The organism is Paenibacillus sp. FSL K6-4396 (assembly GCF_038002525.1).
Taxonomy (GTDB): domain Bacteria; phylum Bacillota; class Bacilli; order Paenibacillales; family Paenibacillaceae; genus Paenibacillus; species Paenibacillus amylolyticus_B.
Genome location: NZ_JBBOCR010000001.1, coordinates 6,845,657 through 6,871,943 on the forward strand (window position 1 = coordinate 6,845,657; position 26,287 = coordinate 6,871,943).

The 26,287-nt window shown below is 45.9% G+C and carries 22 protein-coding genes; 10 read left to right on the top strand and 12 right to left on the bottom strand.

The genetic code is table 11. From position 1 onward, the window contains the following. Positions 1-405 precede the first annotated feature (405 nt). From nirB to cobA, 4 genes are read left to right on the top strand one after another with little or no spacing between them, the layout of a single operon-like run. Positions 406-2,847, top strand: a complete 2,442-nt coding sequence (nirB, locus tag MHB85_RS29890) for a nitrite reductase large subunit NirB (RefSeq protein WP_341074157.1) — start codon at positions 406-408, stop codon at positions 2,845-2,847. Between the two features lie 16 nt (positions 2,848-2,863). Further along, positions 2,864-3,181 (top strand): nitrite reductase small subunit NirD, encoded by a 318-nt coding sequence (nirD, locus tag MHB85_RS29895; protein ID WP_074092734.1) that lies wholly within the window; start codon positions 2,864-2,866, stop codon positions 3,179-3,181. A 37-nt stretch (positions 3,182-3,218) separates the two neighbouring features. Next, positions 3,219-4,100 (top strand): formate/nitrite transporter family protein, encoded by an 882-nt coding sequence (locus MHB85_RS29900; RefSeq protein WP_341074158.1) that lies wholly within the window; start codon positions 3,219-3,221, stop codon positions 4,098-4,100. After that, positions 4,097-4,867: a uroporphyrinogen-III C-methyltransferase gene (gene cobA, locus MHB85_RS29905; protein ID WP_341074159.1), complete on the top strand. Its 771-nt coding sequence runs from the start codon at positions 4,097-4,099 to the stop codon at positions 4,865-4,867. The genes MHB85_RS29900 and cobA overlap by 4 nt, the downstream gene beginning before the upstream one ends. Before the next feature lie 9 nt (positions 4,868-4,876). On the opposite strand, the gene MHB85_RS29910 is transcribed toward cobA, so the two are convergent. After that, positions 4,877-5,512, bottom strand: a complete 636-nt coding sequence (locus MHB85_RS29910) for a TetR/AcrR family transcriptional regulator (RefSeq protein ID WP_181155513.1) — start codon at positions 5,510-5,512, stop codon at positions 4,877-4,879. A gap of 198 nt (positions 5,513-5,710) precedes the next feature. Between MHB85_RS29910 and MHB85_RS29915 the strand changes: the two genes are divergently transcribed. Beyond that, positions 5,711-6,478: an SDR family NAD(P)-dependent oxidoreductase gene (locus MHB85_RS29915; protein WP_091012476.1), complete on the top strand. Its 768-nt coding sequence runs from the start codon at positions 5,711-5,713 to the stop codon at positions 6,476-6,478. Between the two features lie 330 nt (positions 6,479-6,808). Here MHB85_RS29915 and MHB85_RS29920 read toward each other — a convergent pair whose 3' ends face one another. The 3 genes from MHB85_RS29920 to MHB85_RS29930 all read right to left on the bottom strand — a co-directional run bounded on the left by MHB85_RS29920 (position 6,809) and on the right by MHB85_RS29930 (position 9,299). Further along, complete coding sequence (locus MHB85_RS29920; RefSeq protein ID WP_124116914.1) at positions 6,809-7,063, bottom strand: hypothetical protein; 255 nt, start codon at positions 7,061-7,063, stop codon at positions 6,809-6,811. A 200-nt stretch (positions 7,064-7,263) separates the two neighbouring features. Beyond that, positions 7,264-8,622: a sensor histidine kinase gene (locus tag MHB85_RS29925; RefSeq protein ID WP_341074160.1), complete on the bottom strand. Its 1,359-nt coding sequence runs from the start codon at positions 8,620-8,622 to the stop codon at positions 7,264-7,266. Then, positions 8,622-9,299 (bottom strand): response regulator transcription factor, encoded by a 678-nt coding sequence (locus MHB85_RS29930; protein WP_253442924.1) that lies wholly within the window; start codon positions 9,297-9,299, stop codon positions 8,622-8,624. Before MHB85_RS29930 ends, MHB85_RS29925 begins: the two co-directional genes overlap by 1 nt. 253 nt (positions 9,300-9,552) lie before the next feature. Here MHB85_RS29930 and MHB85_RS29935 point away from each other — a divergent pair, with 253 nt between their 5' ends. The 3 genes from MHB85_RS29935 to MHB85_RS29945 are packed head-to-tail and all read left to right on the top strand — an operon-like array spanning position 9,553 to position 13,383. Then, a complete protein-coding gene (locus MHB85_RS29935) occupies positions 9,553-10,377 on the top strand; it encodes a polyphosphate polymerase domain-containing protein (protein WP_341074162.1) in 825 nt (274 codons plus the stop codon). Beyond that, positions 10,370-11,050: a DUF4956 domain-containing protein gene (locus tag MHB85_RS29940; protein ID WP_091012463.1), complete on the top strand. Its 681-nt coding sequence runs from the start codon at positions 10,370-10,372 to the stop codon at positions 11,048-11,050. Before MHB85_RS29935 ends, MHB85_RS29940 begins: the two co-directional genes overlap by 8 nt. A gap of 26 nt (positions 11,051-11,076) precedes the next feature. After that, a complete protein-coding gene (locus MHB85_RS29945) occupies positions 11,077-13,383 on the top strand; it encodes a carbohydrate-binding domain-containing protein (RefSeq protein WP_341074163.1) in 2,307 nt (768 codons plus the stop codon). A 164-nt stretch (positions 13,384-13,547) separates the two neighbouring features. Here the strand turns inward: MHB85_RS29945 and MHB85_RS29950 are convergent, their stop codons facing one another. Together MHB85_RS29950 and MHB85_RS29955 are read right to left on the bottom strand one after the other, a co-directional pair. Then, positions 13,548-14,126, bottom strand: coding sequence for a class I SAM-dependent methyltransferase (locus MHB85_RS29950; protein ID WP_341074164.1), 579 nt, complete (start codon positions 14,124-14,126; stop codon positions 13,548-13,550). 26 nt (positions 14,127-14,152) lie between these two features. Further along, a complete protein-coding gene (locus MHB85_RS29955) occupies positions 14,153-14,824 on the bottom strand; it encodes an FHA domain-containing protein (protein ID WP_062836698.1) in 672 nt (223 codons plus the stop codon). Between the two features lie 230 nt (positions 14,825-15,054). Here MHB85_RS29955 and MHB85_RS29960 point away from each other — a divergent pair, with 230 nt between their 5' ends. Continuing rightward, a complete protein-coding gene (locus MHB85_RS29960; RefSeq protein ID WP_017691624.1) occupies positions 15,055-15,210 on the top strand; it encodes a hypothetical protein in 156 nt (51 codons plus the stop codon). Between the two features lie 781 nt (positions 15,211-15,991). Here the strand turns inward: MHB85_RS29960 and MHB85_RS29965 are convergent. From MHB85_RS29965 to MHB85_RS29980, 5 genes are all read right to left on the bottom strand, one after another. Next, complete coding sequence (locus tag MHB85_RS29965; protein WP_341074165.1) at positions 15,992-19,051, bottom strand: S-layer homology domain-containing protein; 3,060 nt, start codon at positions 19,049-19,051, stop codon at positions 15,992-15,994. 172 nt (positions 19,052-19,223) lie between these two features. Beyond that, the gene (locus MHB85_RS31265; RefSeq protein WP_445739047.1) at positions 19,224-19,475 is read right to left on the bottom strand and encodes an IS3 family transposase; all 252 of its coding nucleotides are present in this window, start codon (positions 19,473-19,475) and stop codon (positions 19,224-19,226) included. A gap of 531 nt (positions 19,476-20,006) precedes the next feature. Then, positions 20,007-20,198, bottom strand: coding sequence for a hypothetical protein (locus MHB85_RS31270; protein WP_445739048.1), 192 nt, complete (start codon positions 20,196-20,198; stop codon positions 20,007-20,009). A 494-nt stretch (positions 20,199-20,692) separates the two neighbouring features. Next, a complete protein-coding gene (locus tag MHB85_RS29975) occupies positions 20,693-23,260 on the bottom strand; it encodes a DUF2339 domain-containing protein (RefSeq protein ID WP_341074167.1) in 2,568 nt (855 codons plus the stop codon). Positions 23,261-23,450: 190 nt separating this feature from the next. Continuing rightward, positions 23,451-24,494: an LCP family protein gene (locus tag MHB85_RS29980; protein WP_341074169.1), complete on the bottom strand. Its 1,044-nt coding sequence runs from the start codon at positions 24,492-24,494 to the stop codon at positions 23,451-23,453. A gap of 112 nt (positions 24,495-24,606) precedes the next feature. Between MHB85_RS29980 and MHB85_RS29985 the strand changes: the two genes are divergently transcribed. Continuing rightward, positions 24,607-25,581: an aldo/keto reductase gene (locus tag MHB85_RS29985; protein WP_192135263.1), complete on the top strand. Its 975-nt coding sequence runs from the start codon at positions 24,607-24,609 to the stop codon at positions 25,579-25,581. Between the two features lie 145 nt (positions 25,582-25,726). Here the strand turns inward: MHB85_RS29985 and MHB85_RS29990 are convergent, their stop codons facing one another. Further along, entirely contained in the window at positions 25,727-26,188 is a 462-nt protein-coding gene (locus tag MHB85_RS29990) for a MarR family winged helix-turn-helix transcriptional regulator (protein WP_036612197.1), read from the bottom strand. Positions 26,189-26,287: the final 99 nt, after the last annotated feature.

Consider the following 26,287-nt stretch of genomic DNA (forward strand, 5'->3'; position numbering starts at 1 on the left):
ACTAATTATGATACGTTTTCTATGCTTTTTGTAGTGCCCAGTGCACTATATTTCACCAAAACATTCATTTTCATGAATATATATCCTTAAAACCTCTTCGATCATTCGTGTTCCAATAAATTCATGTAAACATAATTAACTTTAAATTTCAAATACTTTTTTATGTTAACTATCTTGACATGAATGGATCAATCTTTTATAGTTAAGCCATAACAACTCCATATTTGAATCGATCACAGTTACAACGGCGTAGCTGGTTGAAACGGCAATGAAGCCTGTTTTGCAATCTCGGAGCAAGGGATGCGTATGTATATGCGCAGTCCTCCGAGGCATAACAGGCTTTTTCGATTTTAGAGACAAGGTTTTGAGGCAGTTTGCAGAATGGACCTAAGGGGGCTAATCATAATGAGTACAACGAAAAAACTGGTGCTGGTCGGCAATGGCATGGCGGGAATCCGCACAATCGAACATATCCTTAAGCTTGCTCCACACGCTTATGAAATTACAGTCTTCGGCGCAGAGCCGCATCCCAACTACAACCGGATCATGTTATCTTCTGTACTGGCTGGCGGAACATCCATCGAAGATATCGTAATCAATGAGTGGAGCTGGTACGAAGATAACGGCATTCGGGTGTACCCGGGTGACCCGGTCGTTCAGATCGATCCCAAGCACAAAGAAGTTGTATCTCAAAATGGTGTACGCGCAACCTATGATGAGCTGATTATGGCAACCGGTTCACAAGCGTTCATCCTCCCTCTTCCCGGCGCTAACAAGGAAGGCGTTATCGGATTCCGCGATATTAAAGACTGCGAGACCATGATGGCAGCATCACAAAAGTATCGCAAAGCTGCCGTTATTGGAGGCGGATTGCTAGGACTGGAAGCAGCGCGGGGGCTGCTCAATCTGGGCATGGATGTCACGGTCATCCATATTAACGGTCATCTGATGGACCGGAACCTGGATCTCCCGGCAGGACTGATGCTCCAGCGTGAGCTTGAAGAGCAAGGTATGAAGTTCCTTTTGAACAAACATACCGAAGAAATCACAGGCAAACATCGAGTAAAAGCCATTCGTTTCACTGATCAAACGGTACTTGAAGCGGATTTGGTTGTCATGGCTGTCGGGATTCGCCCTCAGATTGAACTGGCTCGCAATACCGGCCTCGATGTGAATCGTGGAGTCATTGTAGATGATTATATGCATACCAGCATCCCTGGTATATCTGCCGTCGGCGAATGTGCAGAACACCGCGGTATTGCCTACGGACTGGTTGCTCCATTATATGAACAAGGTATGGTGCTCGCAAAACGCCTGGCTGGTGCGGCAACCGAAGGATACGCAGGTTCGGTCACGTCCACGAAGCTCAAAGTATCTGGTGTGGACGTATTCTCTGCCGGACAATTCAAAGACGCTGCAGACACTCGCAGCATTCGCATTCAGGATGACGTTGATGGTGTGTACAAAAAGATGGTGATTAAGGATGGGCAGCTGATTGGGGCCGTACTGTTCGGGGATACCACAGATGGCGCTTCTCTGTTTTCCCTCATTAAGAGTGGAGAGAACATCAGCGGTCGGGAGAAAGAAATTTTGCTCGGTGTACCTTCCGGTGGTTCAGGCTCGGGTCCATCTGTCGCAGAACGCATGGCAAGTATGCCAGATGACGAGATCGTCTGTGGGTGTAACGGTGTTACCAAAGCTTCCATCGGGGACGCTGTTCTGAATAAAGGCTGTAATACACTCGGTGCAATCAAATCCTGTACCAAAGCTTCCGCTTCTTGCGGTGGATGTAAACCGCTTATCGAAAACCTGCTCACGTATTATGCCGGTGATAATGTAGGTGAACAGACCAAAGAAGGCATATGTGGTTGTACATCCTATGATCGGGATGAGATTGTTGCACAGATCAAGGAAATGGGACTCAAAAGCGTGAAGGAAGTGATGAACGTTCTCGGTTGGAATGAGCCGGAAGGTTGCTCCAAGTGTCGTCCGTCCCTGAATTATTATCTCGGTATGATCTGGCCGGCTGAATACAGAGATGAGCGTGTATCCAAATTCACCAATGAACGTTATCACGCCAACATTCAGAAGGACGGTACCTACTCCGTTATTCCACGGATCTATGGTGGTGTTACTTCTCCAGCGGAATTGATCAAAATTGCAACTGTCGCGGAGAAATACGATGTACCGATGGTGAAGTTTACAGGCGGACAACGGCTCGATCTGCTCGGAGTACAGAAAGAGAACCTGCCGAAGATCTGGGAAGAGCTCGATATGCCTTCCGGTTTCGGTTATGGCAAGGCGCTGCGTACGGTGAAGACTTGTGTAGGTAACACATTCTGCCGATTCGGAACACAGGACTCCATCGAGATGGGGATTCGACTGGAGAAAAAACTCGACAAAATGGTTGCTCCGGCAAAAGTGAAACTTGCTGTATCTGGATGTCCGCGGAACTGTGCTGAAGCAACCATCAAGGATCTGGGTGTTGTCGCCATCGATGGTGCATGGGAGATTCATGTTGGTGGTAACGCCGGAGTTAAAGTTCGCACAGCTGAGTTGCTCTGTACGGTGAAAACTGATGCGGAAGTGGAAGAGTGGACCTACTCTTACTTGCAATATTATAGAGAGAACGCAAAATGGAATGAGAGAACAGCGGCATGGATTGAACGGGTAGGACTGGATCATGTGAAGGAAGCATTGGCAGATCGGGATGTACGTCTCGCTCTGATCGAACGTTTGGAAGTTACATTGGGTCACACGGTCGATCCTTGGAAAGAAATCCTTGAAGACGATAAGTTGCGTAAGAACTTCACCCCACTGTCCGGTGCCGAGCCGGTAACTCATTAGAAGAGGAGGAACAGCGATGAACAAATTCCGGATTGGACACCTGGCGGATATTGATGAGAAGGGTGCACGGACCTTCCTGATACAGGATACCGAAATTGCAGTCTTCAAACTGAGCGACGGGAGTCTGCACGCTGTCGAGAATCGCTGCCCTCACAAGGGCGGCAAGCTGTCAGAAGGCATGGTATGCGGGACAGCCGTTCATTGTCCTTTGCATGATTGGAAGATTGATCTGCGTAACGGTAAGGTACATGAGCCGGATGAGGGCTGCTTGAATACCTACAAAACAGAAGTAGATGGCAACAGTGGAGAAATCTATATCACAATTGCGGGTTAAAGGCTAGAGATACCCTGACATCAAGGAGGCGTGCGCTATGGATTTTGTTAAACCTGCAGAAGTGCTGCAATCGATGGTCGAAGCTGGTGAGAGCAAAGCCAGAATGAATCGGGTACAGATGCTGATCCGCGGTTTTCTGGCAGGGGCTATTCTCGCCTTTGCAACCACAATGGCATATACCGCTGTATCTCAAACTTCCGTTGGTTTGGCTGGTGCACTGATATTCCCGGCGGGGTTCGTCATTATTATTCTGCTGGGCCTTGAATTGGTGACAGGAAACTTTGCGATGCTTCCACTCGCAATCATGAAACGCAGAATTACATGGATGGATATGCTCCGTAATTATTTCTGGGTGATCACAGGTCATCTGCTTGGATGTGCATTCTATGCTCTTTTATACGGACTGACCATTACCAAGATGGGTACGGATATGAGCAACCCACTCATTCAAACGCTGATTCAGACCAGTGAAGCTAAAACATTAGGATATCAGCATTTGGGCGGAGCAGGTATTGTTCTGGTGATCATCAAGGCCATTCTATGTAACTGGATGGTCACACTCGGAGCAGTGATGGCGATGACATCCACATCAACCTTGGGTAAAATCATAGCCATGTGGCTGCCTATTACGATATTTTTCGCTCAAGGTTTTGAGCATGCTGTAGTTAATATGTTTGTCATTCCGGCAGGCATGATGCTCGGCGCACAGGTGAGTGTCGCTGACTGGTGGCTGTGGAATCAGATCCCGGTGTTGGTGGGTAACCTCATTGGCGGAGCTATATTCACAGGCCTCGGTTTATATGCTGCCCACCACTGGGGAAATCCGGTAAAGCTCTCGTCCAAACTGGCAGCCATTCAGGGTGGTCGTTCAGGATTGGCAAGTTCTGATGCTGCACCGAAATTGGGGACACGATCATGAGCCGGGGCCTGGTTAGTATTGTTGGCGCTGGTCCTGGAGACCCGGATCTGATTACGGTAAAAGCCCTGAAACGTATTCAGTCGGCAGATGTCATTATGTATGATCGGCTTGTGAATGATCAATTGCTCGCTGAGGCTCGCGAAGGAGCAATCCGCATCTACTGCGGCAAAGCCCCAGGGCTTCACTCCATGAGTCAGGAGATGATTGGACGGATGCTGGCTGCACATGCAGCAGAAGGCAAACAAGTTGTACGACTCAAGGGAGGCGATCCGTTTATCTTTGGCCGTGGTGGTGAAGAAGCGCTTGTGCTGGCGGAAGCAGGGATTGCATTTGAGATTATTCCTGGCATCACTTCGGCTGTTGGCACGTCCGCTTCCTCCCTTATTCCGTTAACCCATCGCGGAATCGCTTCATCCTTCGCATGTGTCACGGGAACTGGCAGTGACGGAAGTGTATCATCGGTTCGCTGGGACCTACTCGCCCATAGTGTAGATACGTTGGTCATCTACATGGGCATTAGCCAACTGCCCCAGATCCAACATGAATTGCTTCACCATGGCAAAAGTGGACACACCCCTGCGGCTCTAATCGAACGGGGAACCACTTCGGAGGAACGCATTATTACCGGCACACTTGCCGAACTCCATTCCCTCGCCCTGTCACATCAAGTGAATAACCCGGCATTAATTATGGTCGGAGAGTCCGTCCTGATCCGCGAACAACTGCTTCAGATGCAACAGGCCGCTAATGCCTCCATGACCGGATAATCCGGTACTTTAATCCAACAGCATACGCTCGTGAATAGTCCGACCCTTCTGCCCTGGTTCAATCAGCAGACGGGTCGGTTTGATGTTAATCAGCGCCGTAAGTTGCTCTCCCATATAATGCGCAGAATATTTGAACCCAATCTCCGCCCAATGCATGATTACGCCTACAGTTGCAGATACCAGATAACTTAACATGATGTCGTAATTAATAGTCCACTCACTATCCTCGGTCACCAATACAAAATCTTCGGTTAGATACGTTCTAAACATATTGCACAGCCGGGAACCCATATCCGAATGCATTGTTATTAATGCACGAAAGATATCCTGATGGGCTTCAATATATTCGAATACAGGCATCGTGGATGGCAGCAACACAGTCATGTCCACTTCCTTAAGCTGTGCGTATGGTTCTGCATAAGCTCGCCCCACTCCCTGCATGAAATCATCCAGAATGAACTGCAACAACTCCGGTTTGCCGGGAAAATGTAAATAGAAGGTTCCACGGTTGTAATCCGCCCGCTCCGTAATATCCCGGATGGTGAGGGCATCCGCTCCCTTCTCCAATATCAAAGAAACCGCCGCAGCGATGATCGCATCCTGTGTTCTTCGTGCTCTCCGGTCCTGAGGATGTTCAATAATCAACATTTTCGCCTCCTTTGTTCATTATTGTAATATAAATAAACACCGCTTACACCTCTGTCCGATAGCTGACATATGCGCTGTCAATGATTATTGTCACATTGCTATGTATATCTTAACATTGAGACAGGAAAGATAGACGACAGGTTGAAACTTTTTTTGAGAAATACCTGCCAATAATGAATAAGGAGCGAATATATCATGAGTACAACGTATACACATACAGCCGTAATTACAGGAGCAGCCGGAGGCATTGGTAAAGAATTGGCACGCCGCCTTGCAGAGCGCAAAATCAACTTGGTTCTGGTGGACCTGAATGAAGAAGCCATCCAACAGACGATTACTGATCTGAACCTCGACAAAGAGCACGTCATCGCCGTAAAAGCAAACGTATCCCAGGAAGCAGACGTGAAAAACTATGTGCAAAAAGCACTGGATGCATTTGGCCGAATCGATTATTTTGCCAACAATGCCGGAATTGAAGGTCCAACAGGGCTGATCGAAGACCTGAGTGTTGAAGCACTCGACACTGTATATAACGTCAACATTCGTGGCGTATTCCTGGGTCTGCAAAATGTCATTCCAGTGATGAAAAAACAAAAATCCGGTGCGATTCTAAATACCTCTTCCCTTGCGGGTCTGATGGGCGCACCTGCCGTATCTCCATATATTATGTCCAAACATGCCGTAGTTGGTCTCACGCGTACCGCTGCAAATGAATTGGCACCTTACAATATCCGGGTTAACGCCGTATTGCCAGGCACAATCAACACACGTATGATGCGCCAGATCGAAGCCAATTCCGGCAACGTGGAAGATTATCAATCTGCTACGGTATCTGCCATTCCAATGGGCCGTTACGGTGAACCGGAAGAAGTCGCTGCGGTGATGAACTTCCTGTTGTCCGAAGAAGCATCCTATGTAACAGCTTCCCTCTACACTGTAGATGGCGGTATGATGGGTCAATAAGAAGCTGTAAACTGAGAGTTACACCGACAAGTATCCCCCAAGGGATGCCTGGTCACTACAATCTAAAAAAGGCCTCAACACCACAGAACGTGGAGTTGAGGTCTTTTTTACAGTACGATACTTAGACTTAGCATGCTGAAGGCTGCACATATAAAATGTTACTTTTGAAACAGCCATTAACGCCTCGTTGCACATTGTGATCACTCTAACGAACCTAGGACACCTTATAGCAGCTAATAGAGCTTAGTTCCCGAACTAACGAATCTCCAATCGAGCGAGAAATACCCGAATAAGGCGTGTCAGGTTCGTTAAACTTTGCTTACGCTGAACTTAATCGACGTATCCCGCGTGACCCTTGTCCATCAAGTAGTCCATCTCAGCATCCAAAATGCTTTCCACGGTCAGCTCATCCAGCTTCACATCTTTGCGACTAAGGATGTAGTCAGCCAGATCATCGCCGTCAATATCCACATCGTTACCTTTGGCATTTTCGTGCGCCTTGTTGATGTACGCTTGCTCATGCTTCAGCACAAGAGCGATGTTCGCTTGGCTTGCCTTCGTTTTATCTGCAATATACTGCATCATTTCTTGTTCATTAATTGCGTTTGCTTCTGCCACGTTCAGTTCATCTCCTTGATTCATACATACTGTTGCCATTGTAGCATAGGTTAACCCAATACAGGCAGAACTTATGCCTGAAGAACGGTTTTGGAACAGAGTTGTAATCCTTCAATCCCGCTCCATACACTAACGCTTCATCCAACTCTGTGCCTGCGCTACTCACCCTACGACAACCGTACGTAAAATGTGGCAGCTTCTCCGACCACACTTCGGGCGTATAGCTCTCCTTTGTGCTGATCCACAATAGAACGAGCAATCGCCAGCCCCAGACCATGCCCACCATGTTTGCGGGCTCTTGAAGAATCCGTACGATAGAATCGATCAAAGATCCGATCCAGATGTTCCGGTGCAATGCCCTCACCCGTGTTGGACACGGCCAGCATGACATCATTATTCTGTTTCTGGAGCGTAACGTTTACCGACCCTTTGGGACCGGAATACTTCACCGCATTATCGAGCAGGATCAGAATGACCTGTTTGATCTGTTCACTGTTCCCATGAACCGTAAGATTCGGCTCAATGTTGTAAACGAGGGAGATGTTTTTCTCAAAAATAACAGCTTCCATTGGCAAAATAATACTTTCTACCGCATCGCTCATATTAAACTTCGCATGAATCATCGTTGAGCGTGAATCGTCCATCTGTGTCAGATAGAGCAGATCATTCGTAAGTCCGGTCATGCGCTCGGTTTCCGACTTGATATAGTGAAGCCACTTCGCCTGGTTCGCTATGGTATCCTCCTGATTCGCCAGTAGCACGTCAGCATTGGTATTAATGATCGCCAGAGGGGTCTTCAACTCATGTGAAGCATCACCGATGAATTGTTTTTGTTTCTCAAATGCTTCTCTAACCGGTGCAATGGAGCGATTCGCAAAATAACGGCTCAGGAAGTAGATCACAATCAACATGATTAATCCAACAACAGCAAAAGTATAGATCAGATTCGTAAGAATGCCCTGTTGTGCCGTCACATCAATGAATACGATCATATGCCCGTCACCGGTCGGATCAACTACATAGGCCCAGTCCGTTCCATCCAGCACAAATTGTCCAGTCTGCCGTTCCGAATCACCAACTTTATCCCGATCCACTTTTTGCAGCGCCTCGGTGTAGAAGGTTTCGTCCATATCAAAACGGGAATGGGTATCCGTGATTTGCCACTGGTTATCCGTCTTGATCATAAACGAAACGGAACGTGCCGGTGGTGAGTTGGGGTCACCTCCCGGTCCTCCATTATCACCACCCATGGCATTGGAAGGTAGCGAATCTGAACCGGAACCTGAAGCACCTGTACTAGCGCCTGATCCAGAGCCCGTCCCCGTCCCCCCACCTTCCCCACGCGGCATCTTGGATGAATTATAAGGACTATGATAGAAATCAGATACCTTGTATAACTCCATATTTGTCTCACGTTGCACATTCTGATACGTAATCGTATAGATCGTCGCAAATGCCACCAGCATCATAATCGATATGGACACCAGATTCACGATCAGGAATCGATTCCGAAGTTTCTTGAACATCAGGACGTCACCTCAAGCACATACCCCACACCCCGAATCGTGTTAATGCGGACAGCCGAATTCAGAAAGGTTAATTTTTTGCGCAAAAACGAGATGTACACCTCCACATTGTTATACTCCACTTCCGAATCGAATCCCCATAACTTCTCAATAATCTGCTCTTTGGAAGTAATCGCCTGCTTGCGCGTAATCAACAGCTCCAGCAGTTCATTCTCCTTCAGATTCAGCTTGATCTCCTTGCCCTGAACGCTCAGCTTCAACTGAGTTGTGTTCAGTTCCATGTCGCCAAACTTCAGTCCATCCTCCGGAACCACTTCGCCCTTCCGCCTTAAGGCTGCACGAATTCGGGCCAGCAATTCCTCTGTAGCGAAGGGCTTGGCGATATAATCATCGGCACCATAATCGAGGCCTGTGACTTTGTCCGATAATTCACCTTTGGCCGTAAGCAGAATGACTGGCGTATGATTGCCTTCACTGCGAAGTTTCTTCAGGACGGTGATTCCGTCCATCTCTGGCATCATGATGTCGAGCAGTAACAGGTCGTAGATGCCGCTCTGCGCATAATCGAGTCCTGATCTTCCGTCGTGGACCATGTCCACGGAGTAGTTGTTTTTTTTCAAAATCTGCGATACAGCCTCTGCCAAATGAACCTCATCTTCCGCAATTAATATTCTCATGCTCTATTCATTCCTCTGCTTGAATTATTCGTCTTCATGAACGCTGTATGGTATCACCCATTCTATCAATTAAACCTTGAATCAATCTTAATATTTTTTGGGGATGCGAACTATTATAGGAAGGTACAGAAATGTTAACGCAATGTAAAACCATTTAAGATTCATTCAAGGTTGGCCCTCTAAGATACAGACATGGAAGCAATACACGATGCATCAAAACATACAACCCACCAACGAAAGGACTGAATCCCACATGGCAATTGAAGTATTCAACCGATATGAGAGCAAATACCTTCTGACGGATGAACAGTACGCCCATTTCTACAACGACCTGCTGAAATACATGGAACTGGATGCCTACAACAAGAAACATGAGTACTACTCCATCAGTAACCTGTATTTCGATACTCCACAGGATTCCCTAATTCGCGCCAGTCTCTCCAAACCAAAATACAAGGAGAAGCTAAGACTGCGGGCGTATGGAATACCTGAAGAGAATGCCAAAGTGTATCTGGAGATCAAAAAGAAAGTCTTTGGCCTGGTGAACAAGCGCAGAACCGCCTTGAAGCTGGATGAAGCGTACGAATTCGTTCGTTCAGGACAGGCACCGGAGCTGGCAGACTACATGAACAAACAGGTTGTGGAAGAGATCAAATACTTCCTTCGCCTCTACGATCTTGAACCGAAAGTGTATCTGGCGTATGAACGCAAAGCACTCTTTGACAAGAACAGCCGGGATCTCCGCATTACCTTTGACACCAACATTCGCAGCCGCAGATACGATCTGAAGCTGGAACAGGGAAATTACGGTGAACCGCTCGTGAAGGACGGAAGGTGGCTGATGGAAGTAAAAGCCGAGAAAACCGTTCCGCTGTGGCTTTCGCAACTGCTCTGTGAGCATGGTCTCTATCGCACCGGATTTTCGAAATACGGCAACGAGTTCAGACATCTGGTGAGAACAACCAACCTGAATTACCAGTCGGAGCGCATTCTTGTACCAGGCACCGATTTCAACCCATCCATAGAACAAGAACAAGATAAAACGATTATAGAAAGAGAGCGTGTCCTATATGCTTGATTCACTATTCAGTTCCGCCCTTACCGATACCAACCTGACGTTTAACAACGCAGTCATCACCATTGGTCTTGCCATCATTCTGGGGTTAATCATCAGCCTTACCTATATGAAGACAAACCAAGCCACATACTCCCAGAGCTTCACCCTAACGATGGTGGTCCTGCCCGTCATTGTCGCCATCATCATCCTGCTCATCGGCAGCAACATTGCTCGAGCATTCAGCTTGGCAGGTGCCTTCTCGATCATTCGTTTCCGCAGTGCACCTGGTGATCCAAAGGATATTGCTTATGTATTGTTCACGATGGCTTCCGGTCTTGCCTGTGGTGTAGGCGCTTTTGGATACGCCGTGCTGTTCACGATTATCCTGTGTGTGCTGATGTTTGTCCTGAGTCGCTTCAACTTTGGCGGCAAGAAGAGTCAGTTGAAAACGCTGAAAGTCACCATTCCCGAGAACTTGAGCTATGAAGAAGCCCTTAATGAAGTGTTCCATACATTTAATGTACCTTTTGACCTGAAAAAGATCAGAACGACCGAGCTCGGCAGTCTGTATGAGCTGGTCTACAGTGTAACCATTCACGAAAGTGTTAGCCAAAAGGAATTCCTTGATGCCATCCGCACACGGAACGGCAACCTGGATATCTCGTTAACCATGAGTCCAACAACGGAATATTAATTCTTAATTCGAAGGGAACGATCTATATGAAGAAAAACATGATAACAGGCAGCAAACTGTGGTCCATCGCCATGATTACCAGCCTACTCGCTGCATGCAGTTCACCAGCAACGACAAGTACAACCGCCAATGCCGCAACGTCAACGACAGGAACAACCAAAACGGTATCGGTCAGTGAGCAAACTTCTGTGAAGTACGCAGATCTGGTCTCTCTGGATGCTGACGATACCAACATTAGCTGGAGCGAGGCAGATTCCACAGCGATTAAGTTGAACGGTACAACTGCAACGGTAACCGGTTCGGGAGCCAAAGCAGCCAATGGCTCAGTAACAATTACGGAAGCAGGTACTTATGTACTTAGCGGTGAGCTAACCAACGGTCAGATCGTGGTCAACGTTGCCGATAAGGGCACCGTACATCTCGTATTAAACGGAGCTACGATCCATGATAATGACAGTGCAGCGATCTATATTCAAAAGGCCGGTAAAGCGGTGATTACACTCGAAAAAGGAACCAAAAATACCGTTTCCGATGGTAAAACGTATGTGTACGCTGACGCCACAACAGACGAGCCGGATGCTGCAATCTTCAGCAAAACGGATCTTACGTTCAACGGTGCAGGTCAATTGACCATCACGGGTAACTATAATGAAGGTATTACGAGCAAGGATGATCTGAAGATCATTAGCGGGAACATCAGTGTCAAAGCAGCCGATGACGGTATTAAAGGGAAGGATATGGTCGCCATCCAAGCGGGTACGATTACCATTGAAGCCGAAGGCGACGGTATTAAATCAACCAATGACACGGATACCACCAAAGGTTTCGTTGCCATCGCAGGAGGTACCTTAGATATTCAAAGTGGTAACGACGGTATTCAAGCCGAAACCGCACTTGTTACGGATGGCGGCACATACAACATTGTGACTGCTGGCGGTAGCGCCAATGCACCAGCCAAAGTCGAAGAAGGTCCATTTGGCGGCGGTGGCGGTGGATGGGGTGGCGGAACACCTCCAACCGATATGGGCACACCACCAGATGGCGAACCTCCTGCAGATATGCCGGAAATACCTAATAACAGTGGTACCAATGCAGGTGCCAATACAAACGGTGCAGCAGCATCCAGCTCTACCAACACAACAGCAACAACAAATACGGATACCAATGCCGATGCGGACACAGCTGCAACAGCAACCGAGTCCACAAGTGCCAAAGCACTCAAAGCAGGTACAGACCTTACGGTGAATGGCGGTACGTATACCATCGATTCCATGGATGATTCCCTGCACAGCAACAATAACGTGACAGTCAACGATGGAACATTCAACATTGAATCCGGTGATGACGGCATTCATGCCGATCAGGAACTGACAATTAACGGTGGAACCATCACAATCGCGAAGAGTTATGAAGGACTTGAAGGTGCAACCATCACCCTGAACGATGGGGATGTGGATGTAACAGCATCCGATGATGGCGTCAATGCTGCAGGTGGCGAGACGGAAACAACTGCGAATACAGCGGCAAGTACAGATAGCGCTACTACAGCAACCGATGCAACAACGACATCGAACATCTCTGTAACCGAAACGACAGGCACAACATCGACTACCGATCAGACATCCCAAGGTACAGATGCTAATCAGCAAGGACGTGGACCGGGCGGAATGGGAGCAGCGAGTAATAACGAGTTCCACATTAACGGCGGTACACTTACCGTGAACGCAGGTGGTGACGGACTGGATTCCAATGGTTCCATTACCATGACTGGTGGTACGGTTATTGTGAATGGACCAACGGATAACGGTAACGGAGCATTGGATTATGACGGCACATTTGAAATCAGCGGTGGATACCTCGTGGCTGCCGGAAGCTCTGGTATGGCACAAGGAACCTCCGATGCGTCCACGCAAAATACCATTGTAATGACGTTCCCTGCAACGCAAAAAGCTGGAACACTTGTAAATGTACAAGATAGCGAAGGCAATAACATCCTGACCTTTGCTCCGGCAAAAGATTATCAAACTGTGGTTGTCAGCTCCCCGGATCTGAAAAAAGATGGCTCCTATGTGATCTACTCCGGTGGTAAGTCTACAGGTAAATCGGTGGATGGACTCTACACAGACGGTACCTACAGTGGCGGAACCAAGGTGGTTGCATTCCAATCTACAAGCAATGTGACTTGGGTGAATGAATCTGGTGTGACCACAGCCAACACAGGTATGGGCGGTCCTGGCGGAGGTCGTGGCCAAGGCGGATTCGGAGGCGGCAGAAATCGGACGCAATCCGGTACAACATCCGACAGCACAGGCACTACCGATTCTGCAAAATAATCATGATATCCTGAGGCGTAGCATATAACTGGCTTCTCAGGCGCAGGCGAAACAAAAAAAGGCTCCGAATTCACGTTATGTGAGTTCGGAGCTTTCTTTCGTTATTCTTCTGGAAACAGGATTACCGCACTCTGCTCAAGGGCAAGTCCAAGTACTCCTTTTCCTCAAAAGCTATATACATACACCTTGGTACGCAGGGCATCTCGACATGTTATTATGCGTAGTGGTTCCTTGCCCGGGAGCGCAAAACAGACACTAATCACCTTGGCGCCCGGCGGAAGCTCCCGACTGAACTTGTCCAGAAGCCGGGTCATCGCTCCCGGAAACAGATAACAGATTACGCAGTCTGCATGTTCATAGGAACTGGTGTAGATATCCCCGTGTATGAACCTCAGTCTACCCTTGAGAGAGTGCCTCTTTCCCTTGGCACGACGTAAGCGAACACTGAGATACGCAATTAATTGGGAAGACCATAAGGGAATTCTCGAATTCTCAATCCCAGTCAGCCTTTTACCAGGACAGTGCCTTACAACATCCAGTCCCAGTGTACCCCATCCGGAACCTGCTTCAAGCACATCCCCGTACCCGGGAATCCGGTTCACCTCTTGAATGACCACCTGCCTGACGCGGCCAGATGTGGGCATCGGAGAAATCCCGTTTTTCCAACTAACAAGTACGATGGATATGACACCTATCAATGTCACCACGGCAATCAGCCATGGAATCAGGTAAATGATGAACATGAACTCATCCCTTTGTTATGAATCATTCATTCCGGCACATGAGACTTCATATATACACCCTTTTTATAAACGGACTTGATGGTAAAGTGTACACCCAGCTTGCGATTCGTCCGATAGATCAGCGAGTTAATCTCGTCGATCCCTACCGCTTCACTCTCCAGCATGCTCCGCTCCGGCCACACCTGAGCCACAATCTGCTCTCGGGTCACAAAATGGTCCAGTTGACTATACAGCAGCTTGAACAGCTGATACTCCTTTTTGGACAGCGGAATCTCCACTTCACCGATCTGCACGGTCTGCAAGTGATCCTGCAAGCGTACACCCTCACCCAACAGATCCGAAACACGATATTCCCTCGTCTCTCCAAGATCCCCTTCAGCGCGAAGCTGAATCAAGCCGTTGACGAGCGTCAGGCTGTCTCCTTCGCCAAACGGATATTTCTCATAGGGAACGAGGCGCTGCCCGTTCAGTTCGGTTCCATTTTTGCTATCCAGATCCTCGATCCATAACTGTTGCTGTACATCATAATGAATGCGGCAATGCCGCTTCGATATCATCTGATTATAAACAGACAAGTCCAATTCACTACCGCCTGTGTAACGTCCCACCGTAATGGAGCGACCCTGACTTACATAAGCGAATGAGCCGTCACTTTCCTGCCCTGGCGTACGAATGACGATTTTTGCCGTCTCCCGCATATTATTCTCCCACCTTCAACGATCACTCGATCTCTATATACATCTCGTTAACAATAATGATAAATTCATCAGATTTGTTCCATTGTTTGCACCGCTATAGTTCAATATAGTGGTATACAGGAACGATTTATATTTGGTTCTACTAACTCTACTATACCAGACGTTGTGCTTTTTTTCTCATGACGGCCGGATATCTACTTTAGATCATTCAACAAGAGAGGTACCTTCCCATGAACAAAAAAAACATTTTCATATACGTATTGCTCGCCTTTGCCCTGTCCATGACATTAACCGTGCTCTCCCGTATGAACGATGATGGCGGAGAATCACTGAAAGGCACATCAGCTGCCGAAACCTCGTGGTTACAAATGAAGATCCAGCCCTAAGTCTACTCTATTATAACGCGATCTCCACGCAAAACGTTTCACGAATGTCATATTAGGCAATGGTATCGAATTCAAATTAAAACAGATCAATAAGGCCCCAGATTGCTGGTCACAGCAGCCCGGAGCCTCATTTTGGATTGAAAAACAAAACCGAAAGTAGATGTTTGCATTATCTCAATCATAAACAGCCCGGCACAGATGGATTTTAGCAACACTGAATTAAAACACTCTGAAATCCACAAAAATATCCCGCTTAAAAATGAAGAACACAAAAACAAGAATGCCCACTATGAATCAGTACGGCCATTCTTATTTTTTGTACACACTAAATGAATCCAGATTGCGCCGGAGCTCACAATTTGTGCACATATATGAGATACTGCACATTTCAGGTTAGGCTATTGTATAGTTTCAAACCTCATCCCAATTAACTTCTCTCAAAATATTAAATGCTTTTCTTTGCTCTTTTTCGCTTCATTTTTAGAAATATTGCATGGATTTCCAACATATCCTCGCTGTATTTTTTTCCTAATGCTTTGCTGACCAATTTTGAACAATTATTAAGTTCATTTGTTGGCAATGAGTAGAAAAATCTGGATACGTTACTCACTTCACTTCTTGAAATAATTATTATTAAATGATTAGACTTAACTATAATGTTGTGAATATACAGCAGTTAATTACAATATACAACAACAAAAACACCTTCTGGAGATTGTACTGTGAGAGTACCTACTCTGAAGGTGTTTTGTAGAAAAATAGAAAAATTTCTTAATCTTTTTTATTCCTGATAAACATCCACTTTTATATCAGGTTTATGATCTGATGGCATACTAGCTGTAAAAACAACATTATGCCCTATATTAGATACATCCCATCCAATAATAGCTTTCCCGAATGCAGATCTAATTCTATCGGCTACTCCGTCTAATGTTACTGTTCCTGATAAATTCACATGTTTCACAACTTCATGTATACCATCTTGAAAAACAATTTTTATGATTCCTGAAGGGATTGTACCAGAATCAATTTTTAGGGTTACAACTTGTTTAACACCTGCATAAAACTCAGAACCTGGGGTAGTAATTGAGCTTGAGATCAAGCCTACCCCAGCAGTGGATTCCTCTATTGTAACGGATAAATTAGGATTGTTATTTGAAGCCACTTTAGCTATGAACTTTACAGTGTTATCTATGCTCGAAACGTTCCAATCAGTTAAAGTCATATCAAATACATTTGCTATCTTTGAGGCTACTTCCTCGGCAGACTCCGTCCCTACTAAACTGACGTCCTTCAAAATTGTCACGGCACCGTCTGTATATTTAACCTTAATTTCCCCTATGGCAGTTGCCCCTGAATCAATGACTAAAGTGACCACTTGTTGAACACCTTCAGGACGTACAGCTCCTGTTGTGGTAATTTTACTATCCGCCATACCGATTCCTGTGTTTAAACCAGAAAGTCTCGCCAGCGCTTTGCTATTGTTCTCTGCAGGAAGTTTAGCTGTAAAAATCACCTTTGTGCCATTAGCAGATACATTCCAATCAGGAATGGTTGATCCAAATGCTGTTGCTATCTTGTCAGCAAGCTCACTTCCACTTTCAGGGCTTCCCAACATATTCACATGCACTGTCCATGCAGATACTCCATCTGTAAACTTAACTCCTATTGGTCCACCGTCACTCTCTGAATTAGGCAAGCTCAATGTCACGATCTGGGGCGTATTCGTATTAGGGTTTCCAGGAACCGTAAGTTCACTTGAAGGCGCCCCAACCCCTGATGCCTCCAATGTATATACCCGAATATTTTCATTATTCGTACCTGGCTGTTGGGATGTAAAATACACCTTCTCTCCATCAGATGCCACACTCCATCCTGCAATGGATGTCCCAAATGCTTCCGCTATATTTGATGCTACTTCGACCGCACTTTCTGTGCCTGTAATAGAGATGCTTCTGGAAATAGGGGCTCCGCCATCTGTAAAAAAGATATAGTGTGAACCCGGTGCTGTCGCTCCATTTTCTACTGCTAGCGTTACTACTTGGGCTATATCTGGTGTTGGTTCTGTTTCTACTGTAGTAATTTTACTATCCGCCATACCGATTCCTGTGTTTAAACCAGAAAGTCTCGCCAGCGCTTTGCTATTGTTCTCTGCAGGAAGTTTAGCTGTAAAAATCACCTTTGTGCCATTAGCAGATACATTCCAATCAGGAATGGTTGATCCAAATGCTGTTGCTATCTTGTCAGCAAGCTCACTTCCACTTTCAGGGCTTCCCAACATATTCACATGCACTGTCCATGCAGATACTCCATCTGTGAACTTAACTCCTATTGGTCCACCGTCACTCTCCGAATTAGGCAAGCTCAATGTCACGATCTGGGACGTATTCGTATTAGCGTTTCCAGGAACCGTAAGTTCACTTGAAGGCGCCCCAACCCCTGATGCCTCCAGTGTATATACCCGAATATTTTCATTATTCGTACCTGGCTGTTGGGATGTAAAATGTACCTTTTCTCCATCAGATGCCACACTCCATCCTGCAATGGATGTCCCAAATGCTTCCGCTATATTTGATGCTACTTCGACCGCACTTTCTGTGCCTGTAATAGAGATGCTTCTGGAAATAGGGGCTCCGCCATCTGTAAAAAAGATATAGTGTGAACCCGGTGCTGTCGCTCCATTTTCTATTACTAAGGTTACTACTTGTGCTGTGCCAGTATTGTTCTCAACGCTTCCTGGGACAGTGATTGTACTTCCTCTTGAAACCACACCTGTCATTATGCTCTCCACCGTTGCTTTAACATTATCGTTATTAATGGAAGGGTTTGCTGCCGTGAAAAGTATACTTGCATTCTGTGTATCCACGTTCCAGGATAATAATTTATTTTCAAAAGCTCTGGCCACTTTAGAAGCTATCTCAACTTTTGATTCATTTCCGTCCAGTTCGACATATACAGCTACTGGATTAACTCCATCTGTAAAAGTTGCACGTAGAAAACCTGGTGTAATTACATCGTTCGTTATTGTCAAAGTAATTACTTGCTCTCTTCCTTGAATTGCTTTGGCTCCTTTAGTAGTAATTATTGCGGACGTCCTTAAACCTGTACCAGGCGAATAGGAGCCAGACCCACCAGGATAACTGGCTGAACTAAAATTACTAGTAGAAGATGTCGGAGGCAATGAAATGACTGGGTGATTATCATCCTGAATTTCTATTTTTTGATTCTTAATTGAAGAAAATGCCTTATCCAGTATTACAATAGCCTCAGCTCTTGTAATTGGTGATGCTGGTTTGAATGTCCCATTGGTGTAGCCCGTAATGATATTCTTGGAGAATACAGCACCTATGGCTCCCTTACTCCAGAATAAAAACTCTGACGAATCTTTAAACGATATAACTGCTTTTTCATTACTAGGTAATTTGAGCAAACTAGCTACTATGACTGCTACTTCTTGACGTGTTATCAGATTAGAACTACGAATCGTTTGGTCTTTATAACCTTGTATGTACCCTGCTTTTACTGCTTTTTGAGCTTCTATATACGTCCATTCTGAGGCAGACAAATCAGTAAAATGTACTTCCGCTAGTTGCTTAAATTGAAATTGACGATTAACTAACGCCATAAATTCTCCACGACTAATTACATTATTAGGCCTGAACAAACCGTCGGAGTAGCCTTTGATTAATCCTTTTGAATGCCAATTAATAATGGTAGATTGAGCCCAATGCCCCTCAATATCTGAAGACATATCCTGACCATAGGCAACTTCAACTGACACGAATAACATACTCATAACTAAGATGATTATGTTTATTTTTAGAGTTATTCTTTTAAACATATCCTTCCTCCTATTTTTAATAGATACCACTCAATAATTTATTTTATTATACAAACCTACCTTCACGTCCTTTCTCTTAACGGTGAATATAGAACGAAGACTTACTTGAAATGATCGTTCTAGCCCATTCTTATAAATGTAGTATAACATTTTATAGGAGATATCATTATCATTAATGTAAAGCGAACCCTTTGTAAAGGACATTTCGAAAAAAACTAGCAACTTGTTGAAGCTGCAGTCTGTATTTTACAGGCGGCAGATTTTTCAAATTCCATTGCCCTCGATAGTGAATGTAGTACGTCATATAACTCCTAATTCTTCGTTTTATTTCTTCTAATGTATCGCATTCTTTGATATTCGTTTCAAAATGCCCAAAGAACGATTCTTGAGGAGCATTATCCCAACAGTTTCCCAGGCGCGGCATGGATTATCTTAGTTCCCATGTTCTTCACTACGGATTGAGATTGGGAGCTCGTATAGTGAAAACCTTGATCGGAATGAATTAAGACATCTTTTTTTAATGGCGATGCTCTGTAACTTATGAAGCGTGTTTAGTGCAATTTCTATACTTAAAAAAGAAGAAACTTCATTCGCTAAAATTTCTTTGTCAGTACGTCTTGAATCGTCGATAAATACGCCCGTTTATTGCCTTTGTACTTTAAATATGTAATATCCGTTAATAACACCTTTCCCGCCTCGCTTGCCTGGTTTAAAATTGCGCTATAATACGTTTGGACATGTGCGATCTCTTTCGATGCTTATGCCATTCTACGAGCTGGATTAGTTTTTCGAATGGGACAGATGATTTCAAAATTCTTCATAATACAGGCGGATAAGCTTTAAGTTGTCGTCATCATGTTTGATTCTCCAGTGTCACTTTGATAATACCCTTTACAATCTCATCTATTTTGGCTTTAGCTACACGCTTTTGCACTGATTTTTCAGAGAAATAATTTTAGGCTCCAGAACGTGATACTTCAATGACGTCACATAAATAGCGAACCAACCGCTTCAATTTGTACGTTTTAATTGTAAGATGAATGAATTCAAACTTCAGTTCTTCACGATACGAAGCACGCCAACGTTTTCCAGAAGAACGAACACGCTCCAAACCAATATATTCAACATCTAAGCCCGCTTCTTCCAAAATGTCTCGGGGCCGTTTTAGCAGTTCTTGTTCTTTCTTTGTTAGTAATCATTTCGTCATAACATTTCTGCTCCAACTTCTTTTTTTAAGGGGAGGATCAGTAGTCTGACCCGTAATTATAGCTTAATTGCGGAGGTGTGTGAGTATGCTTGATTAAAGAGGGATTCAAATAAAAGAGAGGATATATCGTTGCACAGCCCGTAGAGAATGACCCGGAGACAGTTGCAGTAACTATAACCCCTGATGGCATAGACTACTATGAGCAAGGATATCTTCATGGAAAAGCAAACGGCTTTCAAATCGTCGAAGAGATTAAGAACAAGGATTAAATTGAGGAAGGACTCCGGATTTGAAATACTTCCGGAGTCCTTTCATATAGTTCAAATAAAAATATACATCAGTAAGAACAGTAGTTTAAGCCTCTCCTTACAGGGTGCCCCCCCTCCTCGTAATACATTGATAACATATCATGGGCTGAAAGTAGAATCATTATATCAATCTTGTTCGTCGTCAAGCTTCACTGTCTCTCTGGACTGTATTTCCTCCATCCGACTCGACACCTTCTGATACAGGTAAGAGATGCCCAGCAGCAACACACCGAAGCTGAAGTAGGCAAAGATTTTGCTGCCCGAGGTTAGCATCCCCACATCATAGAACACCATCTTACCCGTAGCGAACAACGTTAGGCCAAGGCCCAGACGCCGAATCATGACATATTTTCTACGGAATCCATAGGCAATATAGAGAATCGCGAGCAGCAGATAGATTAGGCTGAACATCAGCCCCACATCACCCCACTGGAACTGGATCGTCAGGAATACGGTGATGACCCCTAGCAGATATACCCCTGCGATAACCGGGTACCATTCAATGCTCTTGAACTGCCCGCGGATGCCTGCAATCAGCAGATCCCTTCCTGCAAAGAATACCCCTACGTTAAAGATAATTAGCACCAGCAAACCAACAATCTCTGCCGCTGTATGCTGCTGAACTTCCGGCTGAAGCGCTGGCATGGTTAAGGTGACAGCCAGTGCAATACAGCAACCAATGGCATGCAGGAAAGTGGTATACATCTGTACGTATTGATCACGCAACAACTTCACTTTGCTCAATCCATAGGCCAATGCAATGGTCAGCGCTGCAAACATGAGCAGCTTGTAGAACATGTATAACAGGAACGTCCCATCCACAGCTCTGGTATACAATTCATTCGATTCATACAGCACGTATAACCACAGATTGGCGAGTGTCACATACTTGAATCCGTTCAGGAAGCCCAGCTCCAGCGGGCTGTAGTTGAATCTCTCCCTGGCAGATGAGCTGCTGTGAACTGCCCAGGCATAATACAGTGTAATAAGCAGGGTACCCAGCGTAATGCTGGAGTATTTTAACATGAAGTAAGAACGTTCCCCGATGAAGAATAGCGCCAGCAGGTCATAGTACACGAAAGTGATTAGACATAGAAGCACAATACCCCATCCGGCACGTTCCACCGACTTGAGCCGTTTCAGATGTCCAAGCGTAACCAGCAGAACCCCTTCAATTAACCAGCCCATCGATAACCACTTGGCCCCGAACTGGAACAGAATAATCAGAATGGCAAAGGTCAGGGAAGTGATATAGAAGAGCAGAATGGTCTGTTTCTCCTGAGCCATATTGCGCTGAACGAATCGTGCGAGACCCAGATATACCACGCAGAAGATTAACGCCAACAAGCCTTGAGCATCATTCCAATTCGCCACATCAAATAACACGTATAACATCAGGCAACTGATGGTCGTATTCATAGCCAGCAGAGCGAAATCCCACCAGGTTAACTTCATCCGATGTTTGAACGGATATGCCAGTGTAATGCCCAGATATAATGCAAACGTCACAATGGAATACAACATGCCAATCTTCTCACTTGGCGACAGCCACAAGAGGATAAGCATGGATGGTGTGTTGAACAGGAAACTGATATAGTGCACTACCGGCCACCGTTTGCCAAACGAAATGAACACAATAATGCCGTTTAAGAGCAGCAGATAGATCATGGCTACATAGACAGCAGGGCCCTCAAGTCCGAACGAGAACATATAGGAGAATAGCGGAAGATATCCGCCTACCAGACCCAATGAACATATGGTCTTCGACTGATACCTTAGGGACAACAATACGGAGATTGCCGATACCAATACAGACAGGGCAAGTCCCGTATATAACCCGATAATATGCAGCAAAAAGTAACTATAGAAGATGGAGCCGAACAAGACGGAGATCCCACCGCCAAGCAGGCCCGTCGCAAACGTCTGCTTTTTACGGCGGAACAGCCACTCTCCTCCAGCAAGCATCAGAGCACCAAGCAGGAAAAAGGCTCCGCTCTTCATCTCGTCATTAAACCAGGTCGAGTACGAGTATCGGAACGCTGCTCCAACCCCCAGAATGAGGAGCAGGATGGCTACTTTGTTGATCCAGCTGAGTCCAATCTTCATCTCCATGCGATTCTGCTTGATCCGGCGTTGAATAGTCTCTTCGCTTAATCCCTCCTCCGCCATCTGCTCATATCCACGCTCCATGTGCCCACGCAGAGCCTCTTCTCTCTCCTGTACGGCCCGCTTGTGCGATTCAATACGCTCATTCACCTCTGCCGCAAGGTAAGCAATCCTTTCCTTCACCTCGTGTGAATCCTCTTGCAACTCCTGTGCTGCCTGGTTGTACAGCGCGTTCAGGCTGGATTTGGTTCGATGTTCATGAGATGCAATTCGATCGTTATGTACCGCTGTTTTTCCTTGAAAATACGTCTCCATCTTCTCCCGCGATACCCGGATCAGATTAAGCTTCTCATCCAACATCTGTTCAGATAACGCCATGCGAAGACGTGCATTCTCTTCTTCCATCTTGCGCGAGCGAAGTTCGAGCTGTTGCAGCTTGAGTTTGTGAGCTTCATACTGTTCCTGTAACTGTTCATTCTGAACGATCAGATCATCGGATTGGTATTCCTGGAGCAGGGCATGATACTCCTTCGCCAGCTGTTTCTGCTGCTCCTGAACCTGCCCAAGCCGTTCCTTAAACTCCTTCATGAGCTTCCTCCGTTGGTTGATGTTTAATCTTTTCCCTATATTTTACTATATGTATGCCATAAAAAGAGGTTTAAACATTAGATATATCTGTGCAATATTTCAATCGAAGGATCTCAAACGCAAAAAAAGCCGGGAAGCAACCGCTTCTCCCGACTTATATTCATATGAGCATTTTGCACAAGAATGGATCTTAGGCCGCATCACTCGTCTCCGATTGGTCGACTGACTCGGGCTCAATTATCTCAGTCGCATCCGGGTCCAGCCAACTGGCGATCATGCCACGCACATACTGCAGATCGTCCTCCGACAGATCGTAGTACCATGTGCCACTGCGCGTTGCCCCCTCACCCTTCAGCATGTAATTGCTGATCGTTGGTATGCTATCTTTCATATATAAGGACTCGGCAAATTTCACGATAAAGTCCGAGGTCATGTTGGTTGTAAAATTCGATCCGGCAATCTGGATGACGTCCGGGATCTTGGTCAGATTTTTGACCTCCAGCGCACGATTCATGAAGGCACTTAGGAAAATCCGGTGACGCATCGTACGATTGAAATCTGAATCTTCCCGGTAACGCACATAACCAAGCGCTTCTTCGCCGTTATAGATCGGTTTATTCGCTTCAACAAACAGCTTCTCATGAATTTTGAGCTTGTTCTCAATATTTTTTTTGATCGGCAGTTCAACGCCACCCACCGCATCAACAATATCCTTGAGCCCGTTAAAATTAATCGCGGCATAGAAATCCACTTTGTTCCCCAGCAAATTCTCCACCGTATCCATCGCCATCTTGGCTTCACCGTGGGCATATGCTGAGTTGATCTTCGACTTCACATCTCGGCCAACAATCTCGGTATAGGAATCACGTGGAATGGACAGCAGCAGCACTTTATTGTCTTCTGGACGCACGACGGAATAGATGATGGTATCCGAACGGCTTGGTTCGTTATCCCGTTGGTCAATCCCTAGCAGCAACAGCGAGAATGGGTCGGTATGTTCCACGACAGGGGCATCCTTATCGCCAGCTGGTACAAAGGAGTCATCCAAGGCTTCCTTCACCGTAGCTGAAGCGAACAAATTAAAGGCAAACACGACGAGTTGCTTTTGATAGATAAATCCGAGTCCTCCGAGCACAAACAGCACACTTAGGGTGATGATCAATGGCTTCTTCCATTTCTTCTTCGGTTTCTTCGGCTTCCGTCTTGTTAAATGTGCGGCACTGTTTTCCATCATATCTCCTTTAATAACGGGTTCTTAGAATCATTTAACTATATTAATAACACGTTTTCAATAGATTACGTTATAATCTGCTATACATAAACAAGCATAAAGGGAGCGATAAAGGATGGAGTATCGACGTTTGGGCAATAGTGGTTTGCGTGTGTCGGCACTGGGGCTCGGCACCAATGCGTTTGGTAAACGCGCGGATGAAGCAGCTTCTACCCGCATTATTCATGCAGCGATGGATCAGGGCATCAACTTTATCGATACCGCCAATATCTACGCAGGTACGGAATCAGAACGCATCATTGGACAGGCTCTCACAGGTCGTCGGGAAAACGCGGTGCTTGCGACCAAAGCCGGACTTCCCCGGCATGACGGTCCCCATGGGCGGGGTTCCTCCCGCTACCACCTGCAACAAGAGCTGGAACATAGCCTGCGGCGCCTGCAAACGGATTATGTGGATCTGTACCAGATCCATACTTTTGATCCGCATACACCGCTGGATGAGACACTGCGCACACTGGATGATATGGTCACTTCCGGCAAAGTCCGTTACATCGGAGCCTCCAACTACGCAGCCTGGGAGCTGATGAAAGCTTTAGGCATCAGTGAACAGAAAGGTTATGTGCGCTACATCTCCACCCAAACCAGCTACTCTCTGGCAGACCGTACACCTGAGCTGGAACTGGTACCAATGTGTCTCGATCAGGGTGTGGGTATTATCCCGTATTTCCCGCTGGCAGGTGGTATTCTGACCGGTAAATATAACGGACAGACTAGTGTGCCTTCTGGTTCCAGAGCAGACACCGATCCGTCCTTCAACCGTTTCCTGCTGGAGCATAATATCGAACTGAGTGAACAAGTGAGTGCTAAAGCTGCCTCATATGGGTGCTCCCCGAGTGTTCTGTCGCTCGCATGGCTACTGGCACGTCCAGCCGTATCTACAGTGATTGTGGGCGCTACACGCACCGAACAGCTGGAACATAATCTGGCTAGTCTGGACATGTCACTGCCCGATGAGCTGTTGGCCGATCTAGACCAGATCAGTGACTCTTTCCGTCGCCGCGAGCCGTTTGCGTCCTATCGAATCGATTGAGCAACCAAAATAGACCTCCCGACAAGATGAAGTCAGGAGGTCTATTTGTATTTTACAGAGGTGCTATAATTATTAATAATCAGAAAATTTTCCAGTTCCACTACATTCTGTAGTTTAATACATTAAAAAAAAGATATATTACGGATCAACTCTCTGTTTTTTGGCGAAGAAACTCTTGCATAATCTCCAAATACTCTCCCTTACGTTCATCCAAAGTTTCGAAGAATGCCTTGTCCGATTCCTCGACCAGATGAATTCCCTCCACAGCCAATCGGGTTCCCTCTTCCGTTGTTGTGATAATATTGGCACGCGTATCTGTCTGATGACGAGCGCGGGTAATTAATCCCCTTTTTTCAAGCGCACGTAGAACCTGAGAAGTCACGTTAACATCCACCTTGGCAAACTGAGCAATTTGAACCTGAGTAACTCCTTTGCCTTCCTCATCGTGTTCATTGAGCCACAAACAGGCGTGCAATAATACAAATTGAGGTTGTGTCAGTTCGAGGGGCTCCAGCACCCTGCGTACTTCCTTTTGCCACATGGCTGTAACCTGCCATAACAGATATCCCGGGCTTTCTTGTGCGTTTTTATACCGTGAGCTTGTCATCTCATACCTCCATGATGTGCGACCTTATGCAACAGAATATGTATCCGTCAGTCAATGAAGTAAATCCATTATTCATATAACGATGATGGAAACATATCC

What these genes read in the sequence shown, in the direction of transcription:
- nirB (WP_341074157.1), top strand. Translation starts at nt 406, where the DNA reads ATGAGTACAACGAAAAAACTGGTGCTGGTCGGCAATGGCATGGCGGGA.
- nirD (WP_074092734.1), top strand. Translation starts at nt 2,864, where the DNA reads ATGAACAAATTCCGGATTGGACACCTGGCGGATATTGATGAGAAGGGT.
- MHB85_RS29900 (WP_341074158.1), top strand. Translation starts at nt 3,219, where the DNA reads ATGGATTTTGTTAAACCTGCAGAAGTGCTGCAATCGATGGTCGAAGCT.
- cobA (WP_341074159.1), top strand. Translation starts at nt 4,097, where the DNA reads ATGAGCCGGGGCCTGGTTAGTATTGTTGGCGCTGGTCCTGGAGACCCG.
- MHB85_RS29915 (WP_091012476.1), top strand. Translation starts at nt 5,711, where the DNA reads ATGAGTACAACGTATACACATACAGCCGTAATTACAGGAGCAGCCGGA.
- MHB85_RS29920 (WP_124116914.1), bottom strand. Translation starts at nt 7,063, where the DNA reads ATGATGCAGTATATTGCAGATAAAACGAAGGCAAGCCAAGCGAACATC.
- MHB85_RS29925 (WP_341074160.1), bottom strand. Translation starts at nt 8,622, where the DNA reads ATGTTCAAGAAACTTCGGAATCGATTCCTGATCGTGAATCTGGTGTCC.
- MHB85_RS29930 (WP_253442924.1), bottom strand. Translation starts at nt 9,299, where the DNA reads ATGAGAATATTAATTGCGGAAGATGAGGTTCATTTGGCAGAGGCTGTA.
- MHB85_RS29935 (WP_341074162.1), top strand. Translation starts at nt 9,553, where the DNA reads ATGGCAATTGAAGTATTCAACCGATATGAGAGCAAATACCTTCTGACG.
- MHB85_RS29940 (WP_091012463.1), top strand. Translation starts at nt 10,370, where the DNA reads ATGCTTGATTCACTATTCAGTTCCGCCCTTACCGATACCAACCTGACG.
- MHB85_RS29945 (WP_341074163.1), top strand. Translation starts at nt 11,077, where the DNA reads ATGAAGAAAAACATGATAACAGGCAGCAAACTGTGGTCCATCGCCATG.
- MHB85_RS29950 (WP_341074164.1), bottom strand. Translation starts at nt 14,126, where the DNA reads ATGTTCATCATTTACCTGATTCCATGGCTGATTGCCGTGGTGACATTG.
- MHB85_RS29955 (WP_062836698.1), bottom strand. Translation starts at nt 14,824, where the DNA reads ATGCGGGAGACGGCAAAAATCGTCATTCGTACGCCAGGGCAGGAAAGT.
- MHB85_RS29960 (WP_017691624.1), top strand. Translation starts at nt 15,055, where the DNA reads ATGAACAAAAAAAACATTTTCATATACGTATTGCTCGCCTTTGCCCTG.
- MHB85_RS29965 (WP_341074165.1), bottom strand. Translation starts at nt 19,051, where the DNA reads ATGTTTAAAAGAATAACTCTAAAAATAAACATAATCATCTTAGTTATG.
- MHB85_RS31265 (WP_445739047.1), bottom strand. Translation starts at nt 19,475, where the DNA reads ATGCCGCGCCTGGGAAACTGTTGGGATAATGCTCCTCAAGAATCGTTC.
- MHB85_RS29975 (WP_341074167.1), bottom strand. Translation starts at nt 23,260, where the DNA reads ATGAAGGAGTTTAAGGAACGGCTTGGGCAGGTTCAGGAGCAGCAGAAA.
- MHB85_RS29980 (WP_341074169.1), bottom strand. Translation starts at nt 24,494, where the DNA reads ATGATGGAAAACAGTGCCGCACATTTAACAAGACGGAAGCCGAAGAAA.
- MHB85_RS29985 (WP_192135263.1), top strand. Translation starts at nt 24,607, where the DNA reads ATGGAGTATCGACGTTTGGGCAATAGTGGTTTGCGTGTGTCGGCACTG.
- MHB85_RS29990 (WP_036612197.1), bottom strand. Translation starts at nt 26,188, where the DNA reads ATGACAAGCTCACGGTATAAAAACGCACAAGAAAGCCCGGGATATCTG.